Source organism: Plantactinospora sp. CNZ321 (genome assembly GCF_004217235.1).
In genome coordinates, this window is record NZ_SHKQ01000001.1 from 1,173,600 (window position 1) to 1,191,868 (window position 18,269).

Sequence of the window (18,269 nt, forward strand, 5' to 3'; positions counted from 1 at the left end):
CTCAGTCGATCGCGTCGGGGCGGGCCTCCGGCGGCTCGTCGTCGTCCTCGTCGGCCTCGCCCCAGTTGCGGCGCAGGAACGGCAGCGCGGCCCAGAAGGTCAGGAACCAGACCCCGGCCAGCCCGGTGAGCACGAACGCCAGCGGCCGGGGCAGCAGGAAGTCGGTGATCAGCAGCACCGAGCTGACCATCGCGATCAGCATGAAGGCCAGCCCGCCGCTGGCCATGCCGTGCGCGAACCGGACCAGTTCCGGCTTGCGCCCCTGCCGGAAGAGCGCCCGGTGAAAGGCGACCGGCGAGATGATCAGTGCGGTGGCGGCCGCCGCCGACAGCAACGCGACGATGTAGATGTCCTTCTGGAACGTGGTGGCTCGCGGAAACCCGCTGCTGAAGGGGAGGGTGAGCAGGAACGCGAACAGGATCTGCACGCCGGTCTGCGCCACCCGCAGTTCCTGCAACAGGTCGGCGAAGTTGCGCTGCCAACGCTGTTTCTCCGTCTCGACGGCCACCCGGGCCACCTCCGCTTCCGGTCGAATGTGGCAGCAGTGTGCCCTGACCGGCCGTACCCGAAACGCGAGGAAGCCTCGACGGTGACCCGGAAGCGGTAAGGGAGACAATCCGGGCGGCGCCGGAGTCGGGGTGCCGGGGTCAGCCGCCCCGGCGGATCCGGCCGGCGTACCGGGCCTCCAGGGTGTCGTTGTGCTCGTCGCTGTCCGGGATGTTCGCCGAGAGGTAGACCGGAGGCTTCTCCCCCGCCTCGACCAGCCGGCGGACCACCTCCACCACGACCTGCTGGGCGAGGAGCGCGGCGGTGATCGACGACACCGCACCGACCGCACCGCCGCCGGGCAGCGGCAACGCCGCGTCGCCGTACGGGGCGCCGTTGTCGAGTACCACGTCGGCGAGGTCGCTCAGCTTGCGTCCGGACGGATGCCGGGACGGCACCCGTGCGGAGTGCTGCTGCGACGTGATCGCGATCAGCCCGTGGCCGCGCTCCTTGACCAGCGACGCGAACTCGACGATCGTGCCGTTCACCCCCGAGTTCGAGGCGATCACGAAGACGTCCCGAGGGTCGATCGGGGTCAGCTCGTAGAGCCGGCCGGCCACGCTCGGGTCCCGCTCCAGGGTGGGGCCGAGGATGTCGACCGGCTCGCCGCCGCGCAACACCAGGTCCCGCAGCGCGATCCGGTTGGTCGGGACCAGCCCGCCGGCCCGTCCGGCGATCTCCATGGCCAGCGCCTCCGAGTGGCCGGTGCCGAACGCCTGCACCACTCCACCGGCCCGCAGCGCGTCGCCGACCAGGTCGGCCGCCCGGAGTACGCCGTCGCGGGCAGCGGCCGCGACCCGCCCGATCGTCTCGGTGACCAGGTCGAGATAGCCCTCGGGGCTCAGTGTCACGCCGCACGCGTCCCTTCGAGATGTTGATCTGGGCCATCCAGCCTATCCCGTGGGATCGTGCGCGCCGCCACATCCGCCGGTCGCACGCTGTCGGCGCGGCGGTATCCGGTGTACCGTCTGCGGAACAACAGCACATCCGACAGGGGAGCGCACAGCGCTGAGAGTGCGGGTGACACACCCGCAGACCCTCGAACCTGATCTGGGTAATGCCAGCGCAGGGAGTTCGGTCGAGTCTCCAGCCGCGCCGCAGTCCGGGCAGTCCCGGGTTGCGGCGTGCGTCTTTCCTGGTCCACCACGTGACTGGGAGGCATGCTCATGAGTTCGTCCACCACCGCCAGATGGCGCACCGTCGACATCATCGTCGCCTCGGTCATCGCGGTCGCGTTCGGGGTCATCTTCTGGGCCTGGAGCCTGGTCTGGAGCGCCACCGAGGGTGCCTTCACCTTCTTTCCGCCGGCCCAGGCGCTCATCTACGGCATCTGGCTGGTGCCCGGAGTACTCGGCGGCCTGGTGATCCGCAAGCCGGGTGCGGCGCTGTACTGCGAGTTTCTCGCCGCCTTCGTCTCGGTGCTGCTCGGCAGCCAGTGGGGCACCGTCGCGATCATCCAGGGACTGGCCCAGGGCGTCGGCGCCGAGGCGGCCTTCCTCGCCGTCCGCTACCGCTCGTTCCGGCTGCCGGTCGCGGTCGGCTCCGGTCTGTTGGCCGGTCTCGCCGCCGCCATCTTCGACCAGATCCGCTACTACTCGGAGCACGACTTCGACTCTTTCCGGCTGCCGGTCTTCCTCCTCACCGTGCTCAGCTCGGCGATCGTGGCCGGTGCCGGTGGCTGGGCATTGACCCGGGCGCTGGCCCAGACCGGGGTGCTGGACCGGTTCCCGGCCGGCCGCGACCGCACCGCCGTGTGAGCGGCGCGAACCCGGTGGTGACGTCGTGAGCGAGGTGCGGCTACGCGGCTTCGGCTGGCGGCACGCCGGCCGTCGGGCCTGGGCGGTCCGCGACGTCGACCTGCGGATCGGGCACGGCGAGCGGGTACTCCTGCTCGGCGCCTCCGGTTCCGGCAAGAGCACCCTGCTCGCGGCGCTGGCCGGACTGCTCGCCGAGGACTCCGGCGAGCAGTCCGGCAGCGTCGAGATCGACGGGCTCGATCCGCGCAAGGCCCGGGAGCGGGTCGGCATCGTCTTCCAGGACCCGCAGACCCAGCTGGTGATGGCCCGCTCCGGCGACGACGTGGCGTTCGGCCTGGAGAACCGGGGGGTACCGGCGGAGGAGATCTGGCACCGGGTCACCGAGGCGCTGGACCGGGTCGGCTTCCCGTACGGCCCGGACCGGTCCACCGCCGCGCTCTCCGGCGGCGAGCAGCAGCGGCTCGCCCTGGCCGGGGTGCTGGCGCTGCGGCCCGGGCTGCTGCTGCTGGACGAGCCGACCGCCAACCTGGACCCGGCCGGCGCCGCGCTGGTCCGGGAGGCGGTCCGGTCGGCGGTCGACGACGACACCACGCTGATCCTGGTCGAGCACCGGGTGTCGGAGGCGCTGCCGCTGGTCGACCGGGTGGTGGTACTCGAACCGGGTGCCGGGGTGTGTGCCGACGGCGCTCCGGGTGAGGTCTTCGCGGCACACGGCGCGGAGCTGGCCGCCGCCGGGGTCTGGGTGCCCGGGCCGCCGCCGGCACCGCGCCGGTCCACGAGCGGTCCCGGTGCGGTGTTGCTCGCCGCCGACCGGCTCGGCCTGCCACCCCGGCTGGCAAGCACCGATCTGCGGGTACGTGCCGGCGAGGCGCTCGCGGTGCTCGGCCCGAACGGTGCCGGCAAGTCCACCCTGGCGCTGCTGCTCGGCGGGCTGCTCCGGCCCGGCGCCGGCCGGCTCTCGGCCACCGAGATACTGGCCGGCCGGCACGCCGGCACCGCACCGCACCGGTGGCGGGCACCGGTGCTGGCCGACCGGATCGGCTCGGTCTTCCAGGACCCGGAGCACCAGTTCGTCCGCACCACCGTCTTCGAGGAGCTGGCGCTCGGGCCGCGTCGGGCCGGTCGGCCGGAGGCGGTGGTCCGGTCGGTGGTGGACGAGCTGCTGGCCCGGCTCCGGCTGGACCGGCTGGCGGCGGCCAACCCGTACACCCTCTCCGGCGGCCAGGCGCGGCGGCTGAGCGTGGCGACGGCGCTGGCCACCGCACCCCGGCTGCTCATCCTGGACGAGCCGACCTTCGGCCAGGACCGACGTACCTGGCTCGAACTGGTCGAGCTGCTCGCCGAGCTGCGCGACGACGGGCACGGCATCGTCACCGTCACCCACGACGCCGACTTCGTCGCCGCGCTCGCCGACCGGACGCTCCGGCTCCGCGACGACGCGTCGGAGCGACCCCGGCAGCCCAGCGACGACGCGTCGGAGCGACCCCGACGGCCCGGCGACGACGCGTCGGAGCGGCCGGTGGAGCGGGCCGGCACCGGATCGGCCGGGCGGGACCGATGATCCCGTACCAGCCGATCGCCGCCCCGCACGCGGCGCTGGCCCGGCGCAATCCGGTGGCCAAGGTCGCCGCTGCGCTGGTCGTCTCGGTGGCGCTGATCGCCACGGTCGATCCGGTGGCCCCGGCGGTGGCGATCGGGTTCGAGCTGGCCGTGGTGCCACTCTTCGGCGTCCGGTACACCGAACTGGCCCGCCGGGCCTGGCCGCTGCTGCTCAGCGCCCTCGGCATCCTCTGCACCCTGGTGCTCTTCGCCGCCGAGCGGACCGGCAGCCTGCTGTGGCTGGTCGGGCCGGTGGAGATCACCACCGGGGTACTGGCCACCGCGCTGGGGATGGCACTGCGGGTGATCGCGGTGGCGCTACCCGGCGTACTCGTCTTCGCCACCACCGATCCCACCGACCTGACGGACGCGCTCATCCAGAACGTCAAGGCCTCGCCCCGGTTCGCGATCGGGGCGCTGGCGGCGTTCAGGCTGGTGCCACTGCTCGGCCTGGAGTGGCGGATGTTGACCCTGGCCCGGCGGGCCCGGGGCGTCGACGCCGGACGGAACCCGCTGGCCCGGCTGCGGCTGTTCGGCTCGACCGGGTTCGCCCTGCTGGTCGGGGCGATCCGCCGGGGTACCCGGTTGGCCACCGCGATGGACGCGCGGGGCTTCGACTCGGGCACGCCGCGTACGTCGGCGCGCCGACAGCGGTTCACCGCGGCCGATGCCGCACTCATCCTCGGGGCGGTGGCGCTGGCCGGCGGGGCGCTCGCGGTCAGCGTCGCGCTCGGTACCTTCCGGCCACTGGTCGGCTGACAGCCCGAGTTCCGTGGCGGTCGAGTCGGTGGGGCCGGGCGGCGCGGTACCAGCCAGCCCGGTCGGGCCACTACAAGTCCTAATACTGCAACGGCACTTGCAGTTGCGTTTCCGCTGCCCGCGCGTTGATTTTGTGTGACGTACGTTGATGTCGTGTCGTGGCAGGACGAGCTTGATGGGTTGCTGGATCAGGTAGGCAGGCGTTTTTCCAGGTCGGAGCCGCGTGAGCGGGTTGGCCGGTACGTTGGCGGGCTCGTCGCCGGCCTGGAACGTAAGAACGGCTGGACGTTGGCCGAGCATGCCGGCGAGAGCAGCCCGGACGGCATGCAGCGTCTGCTGCGTCGCGCGGACTGGGACGTCGACGGGGTACGCGACGACATCCGCGACTACGTGGTCGAGCGGTTGGGTCATACCGGGGCGGTGCTGGTCGCTGACGACACGGGGTTCGTCAAGAAGGGGACCCGGTCGGCGGGGGTGCAGCGGCAGTACACCGGGACGAGTGGGAAGAAGGACAACTGCCAGATCGGCACGTTCCTGGCCTACGTCGCTCCGACCGGGCACGCGTTGATCGACCGGCATCTGTACCTGCCGGAGTCGTGGACCACCGATCGGGACCGGTGCCGTGCTGCGGGGGTGCCCGGCGATGTCGAGTTGCAGACCAAGCCACGCGTCGCCATCGACATGCTGCAACGTGCGATCGAGGCGGAGGTGCCGTTCACCTGGTTTACCGCCGACGAGGCGTTCGGGCAGGCCAAGTACCTGCGGGTGTGGCTGGAGGAGCGGGACGTGTTCCATGTGGTGGCGACCCGATGCAACGACGACGTGTCAGCGCGAGGGATCGGGCACGGCCGGGTCGACAGCATCGTCGCGCAGCTACCGGACAGGGCCTGGCGTCGTCTGTCCTGTGGAGACGGCGCGCACGGGCCGCGGGTCTACGACTGGGCCAGGGTGCCGATCCGGTCGTGGTGGGCGCCCGGGCGTGGACACTGGCTCCTGGCCCGACGCAGCGTCAGCGACCCGACCGAGATCGCCTACTACATCTGCTACGCGCCGAGGCGTACCACCCTCGCGACGCTGGTCTGGGTCGCGGGGCGACGGTGGCCGGTCGAGGAGTGCTTCAAGCAGGCCAAGCAGGAGGCGGGCCTGGACCACTACCAGGTGCGTACCTGGCGGGGCTGGTACGCCCACATCACCTTGTCGATGCTGGCCCTGGCCTGGTTGGCGGTCATCCGCGCCGAGGAACTAAAGGGGGCAAATCGCTCTATGATGAGCAGCTCATCCCCATCACCGTTCCCGAAGCCCGCAAGCTGATCACCAAACTGCTTCACACCCGCTACCCCAACAACGACCACACCGTCGCCTGGTCACGACTACGCCGTCGCCGACAATGGCAAGCCCAACAAAGCCACTACCGGCGACGACAGCCCCCATAAGTGCCGTTGCAGTACTAAGAGTTACCTAACGATCGGGAATCGATCGGCGTCCTGAACTGTGGAAACGACGGAACCCCCGACCGACTCTCTGGCCGGGGGTTCCGCGTGTCGGGACCTGTTCGGGTCAGCCCCGGCAGTAGTACGGCTCGTACTCATACAGTGCCGTCCGACCCTCCCCCCGGTCGCGCTCGGAGAGGGTCAGCCGTGTCACGGGGACCATGACGTGCTGCCCCGTCGTGCCGGAACCCGCGTCAAACCACACCTCCACCGTGTCCGCCTTCGGCAGCTCACGCGGGCCGATCGCCAGGATCGTCACGAGACCGGCCTTCCGCTCGAACCGGTGGGATCGAACCGCGCCAGCACGGCGGCCCGTTCCCGGCGGGACAGCGCCGGAGTGTGTGCCCACATGGAGAGCAGACGTCCGGCGCTGGGCCGGTCGGTGGCCTCGAACGCCCGGAGCGCGTTCTCCGCCCGGTCGATGACAGGGCTCTTGCCTGGTGGGTAGAGCGCCATCAGGCGGGCGGGTGGGGGTTCGTCTGGCGAGGCGGGGAAACTGTTCATCGGGTCGGACCTCCCGTGTCCGATCAAGGCCCCGGGTTGGCGTGTCCGCGCCGCTCGGGGCCGCCTTGTCTGGGTACTGACTGGGACTTTACCGCCACCTCGCCTAGGTTGCCTAGGGTGCCCTGGGTGCCGTTAATGCCGTGGGTGCTCGGGCTGCCCCTGATGATGAAGGCATGGCTACAGAGATCGACCCGATGTCACCGGTACCGCGATACCGGCAACTCGCGGCGATCCTGCGTGCCGCGATCGAGGCCGGCCAGTACCCGCCGGGGAGCCGGCTTCCGTCCGAGAAGACGCTGACCCAGACGCACGGCGTAGCCCGAGAGACCGCCTCCAAGGCGATGGACGCACTGGCGGCCGAGGGCCTGGCCGTGATGGTCCCCGGCGTGGGCTGGCACGTCCCAACCGAGAGTGCCCGGAGCCCTGACGCTTAAGCGCCAAGACCCCGCCGTCAACGAACGATCGCGGCCGTTCCAACACGGCCTCGGCGGCCTCCTGACCGGCCTCCCGGCCCTGGCCGGTGATGTTGATCTCGATGTTGAACACCGGAGCGCCGACCGCCGCGCTCCCCCACCCGGGACCGGGCCAGCGACGAACCCGGGGAGGTCCCCGGTGACATCCTGGGAGGTTCCGAACCGGGGCCGAGGTAGAGCCTCGGGAGCACCTATTCGATTGTCGAGATGAGCGCCGTTGGCCTACGGTCGCTCGGTGCACGAGGCGGAGGAACAGCAAGACCTACGAGTCTTACTCCAGATTCTGGAGAAGATCGATCCGTGGGTGAGAACGGTGACAACGGACGGGCCGGCCGCTGCCTGGAAGGTCCAGCCGGGTAGCCCGTTGTCCACGGACGACGCGCGAACTCATCCCTACCGTGTCAGCCACCGGGCTTGGATGGCGATCACCCCCGCCGTGGACTTTCTGGCCTGTTTGCGCAGTAGCGTTATTGGCGCCCAGGAGGAAGACCGCCTGAGTGTGCGGCTACACGCGTACGCACAGGCGGGACTCATCCGTGGCGCGCTGGAGAACGCCTGTTGCGCGGTGTGGCTGCTCGGCCCGCCGAGGATGGAGCGCGTTACGAACCGGCTGGCGCTGGAGTGGAAGGAGCTCACCCCCGCCTACAGGCTCCGGACGCTGGCCAACAGTCCGCCACGTCGCACGATCGAGGAGCGCAAACAGCAGTTGGCCAATCGCCTGATAGCCGCTCATGCGGCCAGTGCGGGAGCCGGCCAGAGTCCCGCGATCACCAATGTGGCTGCCGCGACCAAGGAACTTAAGGGGCTCCAGTACGTGGACATCGTGCGTCGTGCCGGTGAGCTGTCGAAGGCGGGTGCTGACACGACCGAAGCCGCTTGGAGCATGTGCAGTGCTCTGGCCCACGGCGACGTAAACGCGACAATAGGTCTACTCGACACCCAAGTGATCCGGCAGACCGAGCCCGGCGTCAACCTAGTCCAGACGTCGTCCCACGTGAAGCTGCTGGTCTTTGTCACTGGCATTGCCTGTGGCATGACCGCTCATGCTTTCGACCTACTCCGGAAACGCTGCCAGGCGCCGTAGTAGCGTACGCCCCGGCCTGGGATCGGGCCGGGGCGTACGGCTACTCAGCTGCGCCGGAAGGCGTACCGGCGGGCCGGGGCGGCGCCCCGGCCCCGCCCGGCCCCGGCCGGGCCACCGCCGTTGCGGATCGCCGGGCCACCCTTCGGTGCCACCGGTCGCCAGGGCGCCGGCGTGTCGCGATCCGGCAGCGCGATCGGGGTGGCGGGTTCGGTCGAGTCGCCCTGCGGCCGGCCGGGCCGGGCCGGGGCCGACGACGATCCGAAGGTGACGTCGACTTCCGGTCGGGTGGACGGGGAGCCGGCTCCGGTCGAGCCGGTGGTCTTCCTGGACTTTCGCTTGGCAGGCATACGGTTGTTCTCCTCCTGGTCGGGACCGCCCGGCTGCACGGCGGCAGCGGCGCGGGGATGGGTCCCGGGGTCCGTTCGCGGAGGTGCCACCGATCGGTGACGGGGGTCGCCTGAGAAGGTGACGGGCCGCCTGAGAAGGCGGAACGGTACGGACGCCCGGGCGCTCGCACCCGCGCCGCGCAGAACAGGCGGGCGGGTCGGCTCGGTTGAAGGGGGCATCAGTACCGCATGCCGAGACCATAACCCGGGCCGTTGCCCGGACGCACCTGTTTCCGGCTCGGAGTTGCGCTGGTCACCGCATCGACGGCCGGCGGCGTCCGGTCGGTCGGTCGGTCGGTCGGTCGGTCAGCCCAGCGCCGGCCCGGGTGCGACCGGGTTGGGCAGGGCACCACCGAACCGGCGGTCCCGCTGGGCGTACAGCTCACAGGCGTACCAGAGGTGGCGGCGGTCGAAGTCCGGCCAGAGGGTGTCCAGGTAGACCAGCTCGGCGTACGCGCTCTGCCAGAGCAGGAAGTTCGAGATGCGCTGTTCGCCGGAGGGACGGAGGAACATGTCGACCGGCGGCACCTCGGGGTGGTAGAGGTACCGGGAGATCATCTTCTCGTTGACCTTTGCCGGGTCCACCCTGCCGGCGGCGACGTCCCGGGCGATCGCGGCGGCGGCGTCGGCGATCTCGGCCTGCCCGCCGTAGTTGACACAGAACTGCAGGGTCAGCGTCGAGTTCCCTCGGGACATCTCCTCGGCCGTCTGCAACTCCGAGATCACGCTCTTCCAGAGCCGGCCGGCCCGCCCGGACCAGACCACCCGGACCCCGAGCTCCACCAACTGGTCACGGCGGCGCCGGATGACCTCCCGGTTGAAGCCCATCAGGAAGCGGACCTCCTCCGGCGACCGCCGCCAGTTCTCCGTGGAGAAGGCGTACGCCGAAAGGTAGGGGATGCCGAGTTCGATCGCGCCCTCGATCGTGTCGAAGAGGGAGTACTCGCCCTGCTCGTGACCCTTGGTGCGGGGCAGTCCGCGCTGCTTGGCCCACCGCCCGTTGCCGTCCATCACCACCGCCACGTGCTTCGGCAGCGCCTCGGCCGGCAGCGCCGGAGGCCGGGCCCCGGACGGGTGCGGGGTCGGTGGGACCGGCGCCCGGCGGGCCCGGTTGGTCATCGCTCGGATCACTGCGCTTCCTTCGCTACGTCCGCCGGGCCGGGTCGCGGGGCGGGCCGCACCCGTTCCGTACGCTCGCCGATCGCTCCCCTGTCGACCAGCGGCAACGAGCGTAACCCCCGCTCCAGATGCCATTGCAGGTGTGCCGCCACCAGCCCGCTGCACTCCCGGCGGTGCGGCGGCTCGGCGGCGTCCGCCGTCCGCCAGTCGCCGGAGACGAGCGCGGTCATCAGGTCGAGGGTGGCCGGCGCCGGGTGGGCGGCGCCGGGTGGGCGGCAGTCCGGGCAGACACAGCCCCCGGCGGGTACGGAGAACGCGCCGTGCCGGCCCGGCGTACCGCAGACGGCGCAGGCGACCAGCGCCGGCGCCCAACCGGCCAGCCCCATCCCGCGCAACAGGTAGGCGTCCAGCACCAGGGTGCTGGCGTGCTCCCCGTCGGCGAGTGCGCGCAGCCCGCCCAGGGTGAGCTGGAACAGCCGCAGCGACGGCTCCCGCTCGACCGGGGTGAGCCGCTCCGCCGTCTCGGCGATCGCGCTCGCCGCCGTGTAGCGGGGATAGTCGGCGACGAACGCCTTGCCGTAGAGCCGGATCCCCTCGACCTGGCTGATCGAGTGCAGCGAACTGCCCTGCTCGCCCTTGGGGTCACCGGCGATCTGGAGGTCGACGTGGCCGAACGGCTCCAGCCGGGCGCCGAACCGCGAGGTGGTCCGGCGGACCCCCCGGGCCACCGCCCGCAGCCGGCCGTGCCGGCGGGTCAGCAGGGTGATGATCCGGTCGGACTCGCCGAGCTTCTGGACGCGCAGCACCACCGCGTCGTCGCGGTACAGCTGTCGGCGGTACCCGGGCATCCACCCATTGTTCCCTGCCGGCACATCCGGCCGGCGGCCCGGTCCCGGGGCACGTCCGGTCCTGGACGCCCGGTCCCGGGCCGCGGTTTCCGGGTGCGACCCTGAGACGGTTCTCAGGGTCCGGATCGGGGTGGGTAGGTGGCGGACCCGGATGCCCGGCGGACGGCCGGCGCCATACCCTTCGACAATGCTGGTTTCCCGGACCACCGCCCTGACCGGCGGGCTCGCCCTGGTCGCCATGGTCGCCCTGGCCGGCTGCGACGGCCTCGCCGAACAGCGCCTCACCTACGACCGCACCGAGGACGTGAAGATCACCGAGGTCGAGGTGCTCCCCGGCTCCGGGGACGTGACGGTACGCACCGGAGCGGTGCAGAACGTCCGGATCAAGCGGGTGGTGCAGTACCGTGGCCCCGAGCCGAGCGACGCCACCTACCGGATCGACGGTACGACGCTCGTCCTGGACACCGACTGCGGCAGGCACTGCGGGGTGTCCTACGACATCCTCGCCCCGGCCGGCATCGCGTTGCACGGCGAGAACGGCTCCGGTGACATCGCCCTGACCGCGCTGACCGAGGTGGACATCAAGGTCGGCTCGGGCGACATCGCGGTGACCGATGCCAGCGGTGCGGTACGCGTCGAGACCGGTTCCGGGGACATCACGCTCGACCGGCTGCCCGGCACCGTCACGGCACGGGCCGGCTCGGGGTCGATCGAGGGCCGCTCGCTGGGTGCCGGCAAGGTGAACGCGCAGACGGGGTCCGGCGACATCAGGCTGACCCTCGGCACCGCCGGCTCGGTCCAGGCCAGCGCGTCGAGCGGCTCGATCGAGCTGACCGTCCCGGCCGGCGACTACCGGGTACGGGCGCACGCCGACTCGGGCGACGTCGACGTGACGGTGCCGGACGACCCGGCCGCGGAGTCGGTACTCGACGTACGGACCGGTAGCGGCGACATCACCGTCCGGTCGAACTGAGGCCGGCGGGCCCGCTGGTCGGCGTACTCGGCACGAGGTCCTCCGCACCCGGCTGCGCGGCGTCGGTCGACGCCCCGACCGGGCCACCGGTCGACGCCCGGGCGGTGCCACCGGACGGTGCCCCGGCAGTACCGCCGGGCAGCAGGCACGGCGGTCGCCGCGCCGCCAGATCCTCGACCCAGCCGAAGAGCACGACCGCGACCGCTACCAGCACCGCGACGGCGGCCAGCCGGGCCGCCAGGCCGAGCGCGGAGGAATGGGCCAGCCCCCACCCGGAGAGGAGCTCACCCAGAACGATCACGAAGGGCATGTGCCAGAGATAGACCGTCAGCGCCCGGCTGTTCAGCACGGTCACCGTCCGGCCGAACGGCGCCCATCGGTCGACCCAGGCGGCGGCCGACGGGGCCAGCCCGAAGACCAGCAGTACGAAGGCGACCGACCAGAGCGCGTTGCCCAGCGGTACGTCGTTCAGGTCGTAGCCGCGCGGCCCCTGGTGGGTGAGGATCCAGCCGAGGCCGGCCGCACCGACCGGCACCGCCACCGCGAAGAGCAGCCGGCGGGACATCCGCCGCAGCAGCCCGTCGTGCTGGGCGAAACCGAGCAGCCAGGCGCCGTAGTAGAGCCCCACGTCGCGGAGCACCCCCGGCGCGTCCGGATAGCCGAACTCGACGACCCCGAGCAGCAGGTACGGCGCGAGCAGCGTCGGTACCGGCCAGCGCCGGAACAGCCGAAGGGCCAGTGGTGAGAGGAGGACGAACCACAGGTAGTCGCGCAGATACCAGATCACGCTCAGCACCAGCGCGCCCCAGGGGTTGGCCGGTGGATCGGCCAGCGGCAGTACCCAGAACACCAGCCGCCACGACGGCGCCAGCCCGGTGAGCAGCATGGCGGGTACGAAGATCAGTGCCACCAGCCAGAACGACGGCAGCAGCCGACGCAGCCGACGGCCGACGGCGGCCGTGCCCCAGCGGTCGAGGGAACTGGCCATCAACGACCCGGCGAGCGCGAACATCACCGACATGGCGGGGAACGCCAGGGTCAGGAAGGCCCAGCCGGTGACGTGGTAGACGACGACACGGACGATGGCAAGGCAGCGGAGCAGGTCGTAGTACCGGTTTCGCATCAGCCTGACTGGTCGCCGGGTGGAGGGGACACCGGTCCCTTTCTACCCCGGATCGCCGCCACCGCAACTCGACCCCGGGCAGGATGCCCCGCGGGTCAGCGCCGCTCGCCGAGCGGATAGCCACAGAACTGCGCGCCGACCAGACCGGCGGTGGCGGCCTCGCCGTCGAGCGGGCGCACTCGGTCGGCGTAACGCTCGGCGTCGTCCTCCGGCTCGTACCCGATCTCCCGCCCCTCCGCCAGCGACCACCAGCGGCGGCTGTTCCGGCTGATTCCCCAGAGCAGTCGGAAGCCGCTGGCGTCTGCCCGCAGGCAGGCGTCCACCAGCCGGGCGCAGTCGTCCGGGGAGATCCAGTTCTCCAGCGCGCTGATGCCGGGCGGTTCCGGGAAGCAGGCGCCGAACCGCACCGCGAAGACGGTCATGCCGAAGCGGTCGGCGTAGAGGCTGCCGAGCGATTCGACCGCCGCCTTGGACCAGCCGTAGTAGGTGTTCGGGCGGGCCGGAGCCGCCGCCGGCACCCCGTCCGGCCCGGTCGGTGCCGGTACCCCGGCCGGCTCCGGGCTGCTGCCGGCCCGGCGGTACCAGCCGGCGGCGTGGATCGACGAGGCGAGCACCACCCGGGGTACCCCAGCCGCCCGGGCCGCCTCCAGCAGGCACTGGGTACCCGCCACGTTCGTCCGGAGCAGTTCCGCGAAACCATCCTCACCGGGAATCGCCGCCAGGTGCAGTACGGCGTCGACTCCGGCACAGGCCGTGGCCAGAGCCGCCGGGTCGAAGAGGTCGGCACGGACGATCTCCACCGGTTCGCCGGGTGCCGCCGGAGGCTGCTCGGCGACATCGAGCAGCCGCAGAATCCGCTCGGGGCCGGCCAGCCGAGGCCGGAGCAGCCGCCCGACCCGGCCGGCCGAGCCGGTCACCAGTACCCGTGCCGGCATCCGTGCTCCCTCCCCCGACCGGCCGCAGGCGGATTCAGAAGCCGAGCTTGCGCAGCTGCTTCGGGTCCCGCTGCCAGTCCTTGGCCACCCGGACGTGCAGGTCGAGATAGACCCTGGTGTCGAGCAGTTCCTCGATCTGCTGCCGGGCCCGGATGCCAACCTCCTTGAGCCGGCTGGCCCGGGCCCCGATCACGATCGCCTTCTGGCTCGACCGTTCCACATAGACGTCGGCGTAGATCTTAATCAGCCGGTCCTCGGGAATCATCTCCTCGACCACCACGGCGATCGAGTGCGGCAGCTCGTCCCGGACCCCCTCCAGAGCCGCCTCCCGGATCAGCTCGGCGATCAGGATCTGCTCCGGCTCGTCGGTGAGCATGTCGTCCGGATAGAGCTGCGGCGACGACGGCAGGTAGCCGGTCATCACGTCGACCAGGGTGTCCACCTGGTGCCCGGAGACGGCGCTGACCGGTACCACCTCGGCGAAGTCGCCGAGTTCGGCGACCGCGAGCAACTGCTCGGCCAGCCGCTTCCGGTCCACCAGGTCGGTCTTGGTCACCACCGCCAGCACCGTGGCCTTCAGCTCGGCCAGCTCGCCGGTGATGAACCGGTCGCCCCGGCCGACCGGCTCGTCCGCCGGGATGCAGAGCCCGATCACGTCGACCTCGCTCCAGGTCTGCCGGACCAGGTCGTTGAGGCGCTCGCCGAGCAGCGTACGCGGCCGGTGCAGCCCCGGGGTGTCGACCAGGACGAGCTGCGAGTCGGGCCGGTGCAGTACGGCGCGGATCACGTGCCGGGTGGTCTGCGGCTTGTTGGAGGTGATCGCGATCTTCTGCCCGACGATCGCGTTGGTCAGTGTCGACTTGCCGGCGTTCGGCCGCCCGACGAAGCAGGCGAACCCCGCCCGGTAACCGGACGCGCCGCCGTCCGGCCGGTTGCCGGGCGCCTGGCCACCCGACCGGTTGCCAGCCGCCTGGCCACCCGACCGGTTGCCGGCCGCGCCGCCGCCCGACCGGTTGCCGGGCGCCTGGCGGGTCGATCGCTGGCCGGAGTGGGGTGCGGTCGGCCGCTGCCCGGAGTGGGGTGCGGTCACTGCAGCACCGTGCCGAGCAGGGTGCCGTCGGGGGCGGCCACGTGGATCGGCGCGTCCGCGGCGAGGTCCCGGACGGCGGCGTGCCCGGCGCCGTCCAGCGTCGACGCCTCGGTCACCACCGCACCGGCCTCCAGCCGGATGGCTCCGGCGGCGACCGCCGAGGCGACCGCGAGCTGCAGCGCGGTGATGGTCAGCGACGGCAGTGAGACGCTGGCGGCGGCGTACGTCCGGCCGTCCTGGTCGCGTACTGCCGCGCCCTCGACCGCGCCGATCCGGGCCCGGGCGCCCCGGGCCAGCACCACCAGCTTGGCGTCCTCGGCGGTCAGCTCGACCGTTGCCGACGGGGTGTGTCCGCCGACCTGCGTGGTCGGCACGGCGGACGGTTCAGGCATCTGCGGGTTGCCTCTCCTCGGCCCGGGAGTGCTGCTCCCGGGTGCTCTGTGCGCCCCGGAGTTCGGGGTCGGTGCGGGTCTGCGGCTGCTCCGGCTCGTCGGCCTCGGTGAGCCGGCGGACCAGTACGGAGTCGATGTGGTTGCGCCGGCCGGTGGTGCCCTCGGCGACCAGCCGCAGCCCGCCCACGTCGGCCGAGGCGCCGGGCAGCGGCACCCGGCCGAGGGCCTGGGCGAGCAGCCCGCCGACCGTCTCCACCTCGTCGGTCGGCAGCTCGACGTCGAAGAGCTCGCCGAGATCCTCCACCGGCAGCCGGGCGGTGACCCGCACCTGCTCGTCGTCGAGGTGCTCGATGGGCGGCCGCTCGACGTCGTACTCGTCGGTGATCTCGCCGACGATCTCCTCCAGGATGTCCTCGATGGTGACCAGCCCGCCGGTGCCGCCGTACTCGTCGACGACGATCACCATGTGGGTGCGGGCCGCCTGCATCTCGGAGAGCAGATCGTCGACGGGCTTCGACTCGGGCACGAAGGTGGCGGCACGCATCACGTCGGAGACCGGCCGCCCGCCGGCGTCGGGGTCGCCGCCCTGGGTCTGCCGGATCACGTCCTTGAGGTAGAGCACCCCGAGCACGTCGTCGACGCTGTCGCCGATCACCGGAATCCGGGAGAAGCCGGATCGGAGGAAGAGCACCAGCGCCTGCGGCAGCTTCTTGTGCGCCTCGATCCAGACCATCTCGGTACGCGGCACCATCACCTCGCGGACGATGGTGTCGCCGAGCGCGAAGACGGAGTGGATCATCTGCCGTTCGCCGTGCTCCACGACGCCGCGCTGCTCGGCGAGGTCGACCAGCTCGCGCAGCTCGACCTGGGTGGCGAACGGGCCCTCCCGGAAGCCGCGCCCCGGGGTCACCGCGTTGCCGATCAGGATCAGCAGCGAGGCGAGCGGGTTGAGCACCCGGCCCAGCCAGCGGACCAGCGGCGCGGTGGCCCGGCCGACCGTGTAGGCGTGCTGCCGGCCGATGGTGCGCGGCGCCACGCCGACCACCACGAAGCTGACCAGGGTCATCGCCCCGGCGGTGACCAGGGCGGCGGTCCAGCCGGCGCCGAAGGTGTCCACCGCGACCAGCGCGACCAGGACGGTCGCGGTCAGTTCACAGAGCAGCCGCAGCAACAGCAGCAGGTTGATGTGCCGGACCGCGTCGGCGGCGACGACCTGGAGGGTACGCGCGCCGCGTACGCCGTCCCGGGCCAGCTCGCCGGCCTGGGCCGGGGAGACGGCGGCGAGCGCGGCGTCGGCCATCGCGAAGATCCCGGCGAGCACCACCAGCCCGGCGGCGAGGAAGAGCAACTGGATGTCGGGCAGGCCACCCGGACCGCTGACGGACGACGCCAGCGACGCGGGCAGCGCGGCTAAATGACCAGGCATCACTGGACCCGCGCCGCGCGCCAACTGTCCAGGAGCCGCGCCTGTAGCGCGAACATCTCCCGTTCCTCCTCCGGTTCGGCATGGTCGTAGCCGAGCAGGTGCAGTACGCCGTGCACGGTGAGCAGGTGCAGCTCGTCGGCGGCCGAGTGCCCGGCGGCGGCGGCCTGCTTGGCGGCGACCTCCGGACAGAGCACGATGTCGCCGAGGAGTGCCGGCTCACCGCCGTTGACCTCGCCGGGCCCGTGGTCGACGCTGCCCTCGTCCATCGGGAAGGCGAGCACGTCGGTGGGGCCGTCCCCACCCATCCAGCGGTGGTTCAGCTCGGTCATGTAGTCGACGTCGACGAGCAACACCGACAGCTCGGCGAGGGAGTTCACTCCCATCTCGTCGAGGGCGTGCCGGGCCACGGCGAGCACGGCGTCGGTGTCGACGGCGCTCCCCGACTCGTTGGCGATCTCGATGGACACCTGGTTCCCCTGTTGGACTGTCAGAAGCTGTGGTGACTGCACTGTCGGCCGGACTAGCGGCGCCGGCCGGCCCGGCCGCCGTGCGCGGTCCGCCCCGGTACGGCGTGCACGCCCTGGCCCTGCTGCTGGGACTCCCGCTCGGCGTCCCAGCGGGCGTACGCGTCCACGATGTCACTGACCAGCCGGTGCCGCACGACGTCGGAACTGGAGAGCTGGGAGAAGTGCACGTCCTCCACGCCCTCCAGGATCTCGCGCACGGCGCGCAGCCCGCTGGTCGTGCCGCCCGGGAGGTCGACCTGGGTCACGTCACCGGTCACCACGATCTTGGAGCCGAAGCCGAGCCGGGTGAGGAACATCTTCATCTGCTCGGGCGTGGTGTTCTGCGCCTCGTCGAGGATGATGAAGGCGTCATTGAGCGTGTTGTGGGTGACCAGGAAGTGGTCGGTGACGTACAGCGAGTCCTCCGCCGCGACCTGGATGCACATCGTCTCCTGCACCCCGGCGGGGAGGATCGAATCGATGAAACGCATCGGCCGGCCGCCCCCGTGCGCATCGTAGAGCCGGCGCTTGCGGTCCAACCGGAACGGGGCGATCCCCTCCGGCAGCCGGATCTCCACGACGTAGGCGTCCGCCCGGTACGGAACCGCGCGACCGTTCGCGAGGCCGGGCTTGCGCCCCTCCGCCGCCCGAACCCGCCAGGAAGCCACCCCACCGAGCGACTGGACCAGATAGATGACGTCGTCGCGCAGCCGGGCGGATGTCGTCGAGTACTGCACCCGGCAGGTGCGCCCCGGCTGGACGACCGGCCCGCCGTCCGTGTCCAGCAACCCCTGGAGCACGGCCAGGCGGATGTCGACGCCGTTGCGCTTGTACACCTCCGGCACGAACTTGGTGCCGGAGGTGGTCCCGGCCAGCTCCAGTTCGCGGAGCGCGACGGTCACCGGATTGGCGACGATCACGCCACCACGGCCACCGTTGACGTGCCGGAGGACGTAGTCGATGTCACCCTTGCGGACGAGTTCGATGCCGGGAAGCGCCGCCTCGAGCGCGACCGCCAGCTCCGGGTCCGCCGTGGTGAATCCCGGCGTCGCCCGGCACGAGATGGAGCCGTCGCCGAGCAGCAGACCGAGGGCGTACGGGTCGAGCGGAACCTCCTGCGGCTCCATCTGCACGGGTGCCACGACCGGGAGTTCGTAGCGGTGGATGTAGCCACGCCGCTCCTTGCCGATCATCTCCTGCGTTTCGAGGGTGCGCTGGCGGCCGCGTCGCTTATCCTCGGGTGTCGCGACCGTCCAGAG

The 18,269-nt window shown here is 71.7% G+C and carries 20 protein-coding genes, 2 pseudogenes and 1 riboswitch; of the genes and pseudogenes, 7 read left to right on the plus strand and 15 right to left on the minus strand.

Features of this window, described 5'->3' with window-relative positions; all coding sequences use genetic code 11:
* Position 1 precedes the first annotated feature (1 nt).
* Both EV371_RS05110 and EV371_RS05115 read right to left on the minus strand, forming a co-directional pair.
* Complete coding sequence (locus EV371_RS05110) at positions 2-508, minus strand: DUF6328 family protein (protein WP_130461029.1); 507 nt, start codon at positions 506-508, stop codon at positions 2-4.
* Positions 509-647: 139 nt separating this feature from the next.
* A complete protein-coding gene (locus tag EV371_RS05115; protein ID WP_130461030.1) occupies positions 648-1,397 on the minus strand; it encodes an SIS domain-containing protein in 750 nt (249 codons plus the stop codon).
* A 131-nt stretch (positions 1,398-1,528) separates the two neighbouring features.
* Positions 1,529-1,636: riboswitch (TPP riboswitch) on the plus strand.
* Between the two features lie 76 nt (positions 1,637-1,712).
* Here EV371_RS05115 and EV371_RS05120 point away from each other — a divergent pair.
* From EV371_RS05120 to EV371_RS05135, 4 genes are all read left to right on the plus strand, one after another.
* Complete coding sequence (locus EV371_RS05120) at positions 1,713-2,303, plus strand: ECF transporter S component (protein WP_130461031.1); 591 nt, start codon at positions 1,713-1,715, stop codon at positions 2,301-2,303.
* Positions 2,304-2,328: 25 nt separating this feature from the next.
* Positions 2,329-3,864, plus strand: coding sequence for an ABC transporter ATP-binding protein (locus tag EV371_RS05125; RefSeq protein ID WP_130461032.1), 1,536 nt, complete (start codon positions 2,329-2,331; stop codon positions 3,862-3,864).
* Positions 3,861-4,661, plus strand: coding sequence for a CbiQ family ECF transporter T component (locus EV371_RS05130; RefSeq protein ID WP_130461033.1), 801 nt, complete (start codon positions 3,861-3,863; stop codon positions 4,659-4,661). Before EV371_RS05125 ends, EV371_RS05130 begins: the two co-directional genes overlap by 4 nt.
* A 135-nt stretch (positions 4,662-4,796) precedes the next feature.
* A complete protein-coding gene (locus tag EV371_RS05135) occupies positions 4,797-5,972 on the plus strand; it encodes an IS701 family transposase (protein WP_130461034.1) in 1,176 nt (391 codons plus the stop codon).
* A 246-nt stretch (positions 5,973-6,218) separates the two neighbouring features.
* Here EV371_RS05135 and EV371_RS05145 read toward each other — a convergent pair whose 3' ends face one another.
* Together EV371_RS05145 and EV371_RS05150 are read right to left on the minus strand one after the other, a co-directional pair.
* On the minus strand, positions 6,219-6,410 hold the full coding sequence (locus tag EV371_RS05145) for a hypothetical protein (protein ID WP_130461035.1): 192 nt from the start codon (positions 6,408-6,410) through the stop codon (positions 6,219-6,221).
* Positions 6,407-6,655: a hypothetical protein gene (locus EV371_RS05150; protein WP_130461036.1), complete on the minus strand. Its 249-nt coding sequence runs from the start codon at positions 6,653-6,655 to the stop codon at positions 6,407-6,409. The genes EV371_RS05145 and EV371_RS05150 overlap by 4 nt, the downstream gene beginning before the upstream one ends.
* A gap of 173 nt (positions 6,656-6,828) precedes the next feature.
* Here EV371_RS05150 and EV371_RS05155 point away from each other — a divergent pair, with 173 nt between their 5' ends.
* Positions 6,829-7,089: a GntR family transcriptional regulator gene (locus tag EV371_RS05155; protein ID WP_130461037.1), complete on the plus strand. Its 261-nt coding sequence runs from the start codon at positions 6,829-6,831 to the stop codon at positions 7,087-7,089.
* 274 nt (positions 7,090-7,363) lie between these two features.
* Entirely contained in the window at positions 7,364-8,212 is an 849-nt protein-coding gene (locus tag EV371_RS05160) for a hypothetical protein (protein ID WP_130461038.1), read from the plus strand.
* A 44-nt stretch (positions 8,213-8,256) separates the two neighbouring features.
* Here EV371_RS05160 and EV371_RS05165 read toward each other — a convergent pair whose 3' ends face one another.
* The 3 genes from EV371_RS05165 to recO form a co-directional block, all read right to left on the minus strand.
* Positions 8,257-8,559 (minus strand): hypothetical protein, encoded by a 303-nt coding sequence (locus EV371_RS05165; protein ID WP_130461039.1) that lies wholly within the window; start codon positions 8,557-8,559, stop codon positions 8,257-8,259.
* 345 nt (positions 8,560-8,904) lie between these two features.
* Complete coding sequence (locus EV371_RS05170) at positions 8,905-9,717, minus strand: isoprenyl transferase (RefSeq protein WP_207230701.1); 813 nt, start codon at positions 9,715-9,717, stop codon at positions 8,905-8,907.
* Between the two features lie 8 nt (positions 9,718-9,725).
* Positions 9,726-10,565, minus strand: coding sequence for a DNA repair protein RecO (recO, locus tag EV371_RS05175; protein WP_130461041.1), 840 nt, complete (start codon positions 10,563-10,565; stop codon positions 9,726-9,728).
* A gap of 187 nt (positions 10,566-10,752) precedes the next feature.
* On the opposite strand from recO, the gene EV371_RS05180 reads away from it, so the two are divergent.
* Complete coding sequence (locus EV371_RS05180; RefSeq protein ID WP_130461042.1) at positions 10,753-11,538, plus strand: DUF4097 family beta strand repeat-containing protein; 786 nt, start codon at positions 10,753-10,755, stop codon at positions 11,536-11,538.
* On the opposite strand, the gene EV371_RS05185 is transcribed toward EV371_RS05180, so the two are convergent.
* The 8 genes and pseudogenes from EV371_RS05185 to EV371_RS34095 all read right to left on the minus strand — a co-directional run.
* On the minus strand, positions 11,519-12,661 hold the full coding sequence (locus tag EV371_RS05185) for an acyltransferase family protein (RefSeq protein WP_130461043.1): 1,143 nt from the start codon (positions 12,659-12,661) through the stop codon (positions 11,519-11,521). The two genes, EV371_RS05180 and EV371_RS05185, sit on opposite strands and share 20 nt — an antisense overlap.
* A gap of 95 nt (positions 12,662-12,756) precedes the next feature.
* On the minus strand, positions 12,757-13,596 hold the full coding sequence (locus tag EV371_RS05190) for an NAD-dependent epimerase/dehydratase family protein (protein WP_130461044.1): 840 nt from the start codon (positions 13,594-13,596) through the stop codon (positions 12,757-12,759).
* 34 nt (positions 13,597-13,630) lie between these two features.
* The gene (gene era, locus EV371_RS05195) at positions 13,631-14,686 is read right to left on the minus strand and encodes a GTPase Era (RefSeq protein ID WP_486484485.1); all 1,056 of its coding nucleotides are present in this window, start codon (positions 14,684-14,686) and stop codon (positions 13,631-13,633) included.
* The gene (locus EV371_RS05200; protein WP_130461045.1) at positions 14,683-15,078 is read right to left on the minus strand and encodes a cytidine deaminase; all 396 of its coding nucleotides are present in this window, start codon (positions 15,076-15,078) and stop codon (positions 14,683-14,685) included. Before EV371_RS05200 ends, era begins: the two co-directional genes overlap by 4 nt.
* Entirely contained in the window at positions 15,071-16,504 is a 1,434-nt protein-coding gene (locus EV371_RS05205; protein ID WP_130461046.1) for a CNNM domain-containing protein, read from the minus strand. Before EV371_RS05205 ends, EV371_RS05200 begins: the two co-directional genes overlap by 8 nt.
* The gene (gene ybeY, locus EV371_RS05210; RefSeq protein WP_130461047.1) at positions 16,504-16,971 is read right to left on the minus strand and encodes an rRNA maturation RNase YbeY; all 468 of its coding nucleotides are present in this window, start codon (positions 16,969-16,971) and stop codon (positions 16,504-16,506) included. The genes EV371_RS05205 and ybeY overlap by 1 nt, the downstream gene beginning before the upstream one ends.
* Positions 16,972-17,024: 53 nt before the next feature.
* Positions 17,025-17,567, minus strand: a pseudogene (locus EV371_RS34090) (PhoH family protein); the annotation flags it as partial.
* A 90-nt stretch (positions 17,568-17,657) separates the two neighbouring features.
* A pseudogene (locus tag EV371_RS34095) lies at positions 17,658-18,203 on the minus strand (LAGLIDADG family homing endonuclease); the annotation flags it as partial.
* Between the last annotated feature and the right edge of the window lie 66 nt (positions 18,204-18,269).

Excerpts from the sequence above, each read along its gene's own strand:
- EV371_RS05190 (WP_130461044.1), bottom strand. The coding sequence starts at position 13,596 with ATGCCGGCACGGGTACTGGTGACCGGCTCGGCCGGCCGGGTCGGGCGG.
- recO (WP_130461041.1), bottom strand. The coding sequence starts at position 10,565 with ATGCCCGGGTACCGCCGACAGCTGTACCGCGACGACGCGGTGGTGCTG.
- EV371_RS05120 (WP_130461031.1), top strand. The coding sequence starts at position 1,713 with ATGAGTTCGTCCACCACCGCCAGATGGCGCACCGTCGACATCATCGTC.
- EV371_RS05185 (WP_130461043.1), bottom strand. The coding sequence starts at position 12,661 with ATGCGAAACCGGTACTACGACCTGCTCCGCTGCCTTGCCATCGTCCGT.
- EV371_RS05165 (WP_130461039.1), bottom strand. The coding sequence starts at position 8,559 with ATGCCTGCCAAGCGAAAGTCCAGGAAGACCACCGGCTCGACCGGAGCC.
- EV371_RS05170 (WP_207230701.1), bottom strand. The coding sequence starts at position 9,717 with ATGACCAACCGGGCCCGCCGGGCGCCGGTCCCACCGACCCCGCACCCG.
- EV371_RS05180 (WP_130461042.1), top strand. The coding sequence starts at position 10,753 with ATGCTGGTTTCCCGGACCACCGCCCTGACCGGCGGGCTCGCCCTGGTC.
- EV371_RS05130 (WP_130461033.1), top strand. The coding sequence starts at position 3,861 with ATGATCCCGTACCAGCCGATCGCCGCCCCGCACGCGGCGCTGGCCCGG.
- EV371_RS05150 (WP_130461036.1), bottom strand. The coding sequence starts at position 6,655 with ATGAACAGTTTCCCCGCCTCGCCAGACGAACCCCCACCCGCCCGCCTG.
- EV371_RS05200 (WP_130461045.1), bottom strand. The coding sequence starts at position 15,078 with ATGCCTGAACCGTCCGCCGTGCCGACCACGCAGGTCGGCGGACACACC.
- EV371_RS05205 (WP_130461046.1), bottom strand. The coding sequence starts at position 16,504 with ATGCCTGGTCATTTAGCCGCGCTGCCCGCGTCGCTGGCGTCGTCCGTC.
- EV371_RS05155 (WP_130461037.1), top strand. The coding sequence starts at position 6,829 with ATGGCTACAGAGATCGACCCGATGTCACCGGTACCGCGATACCGGCAA.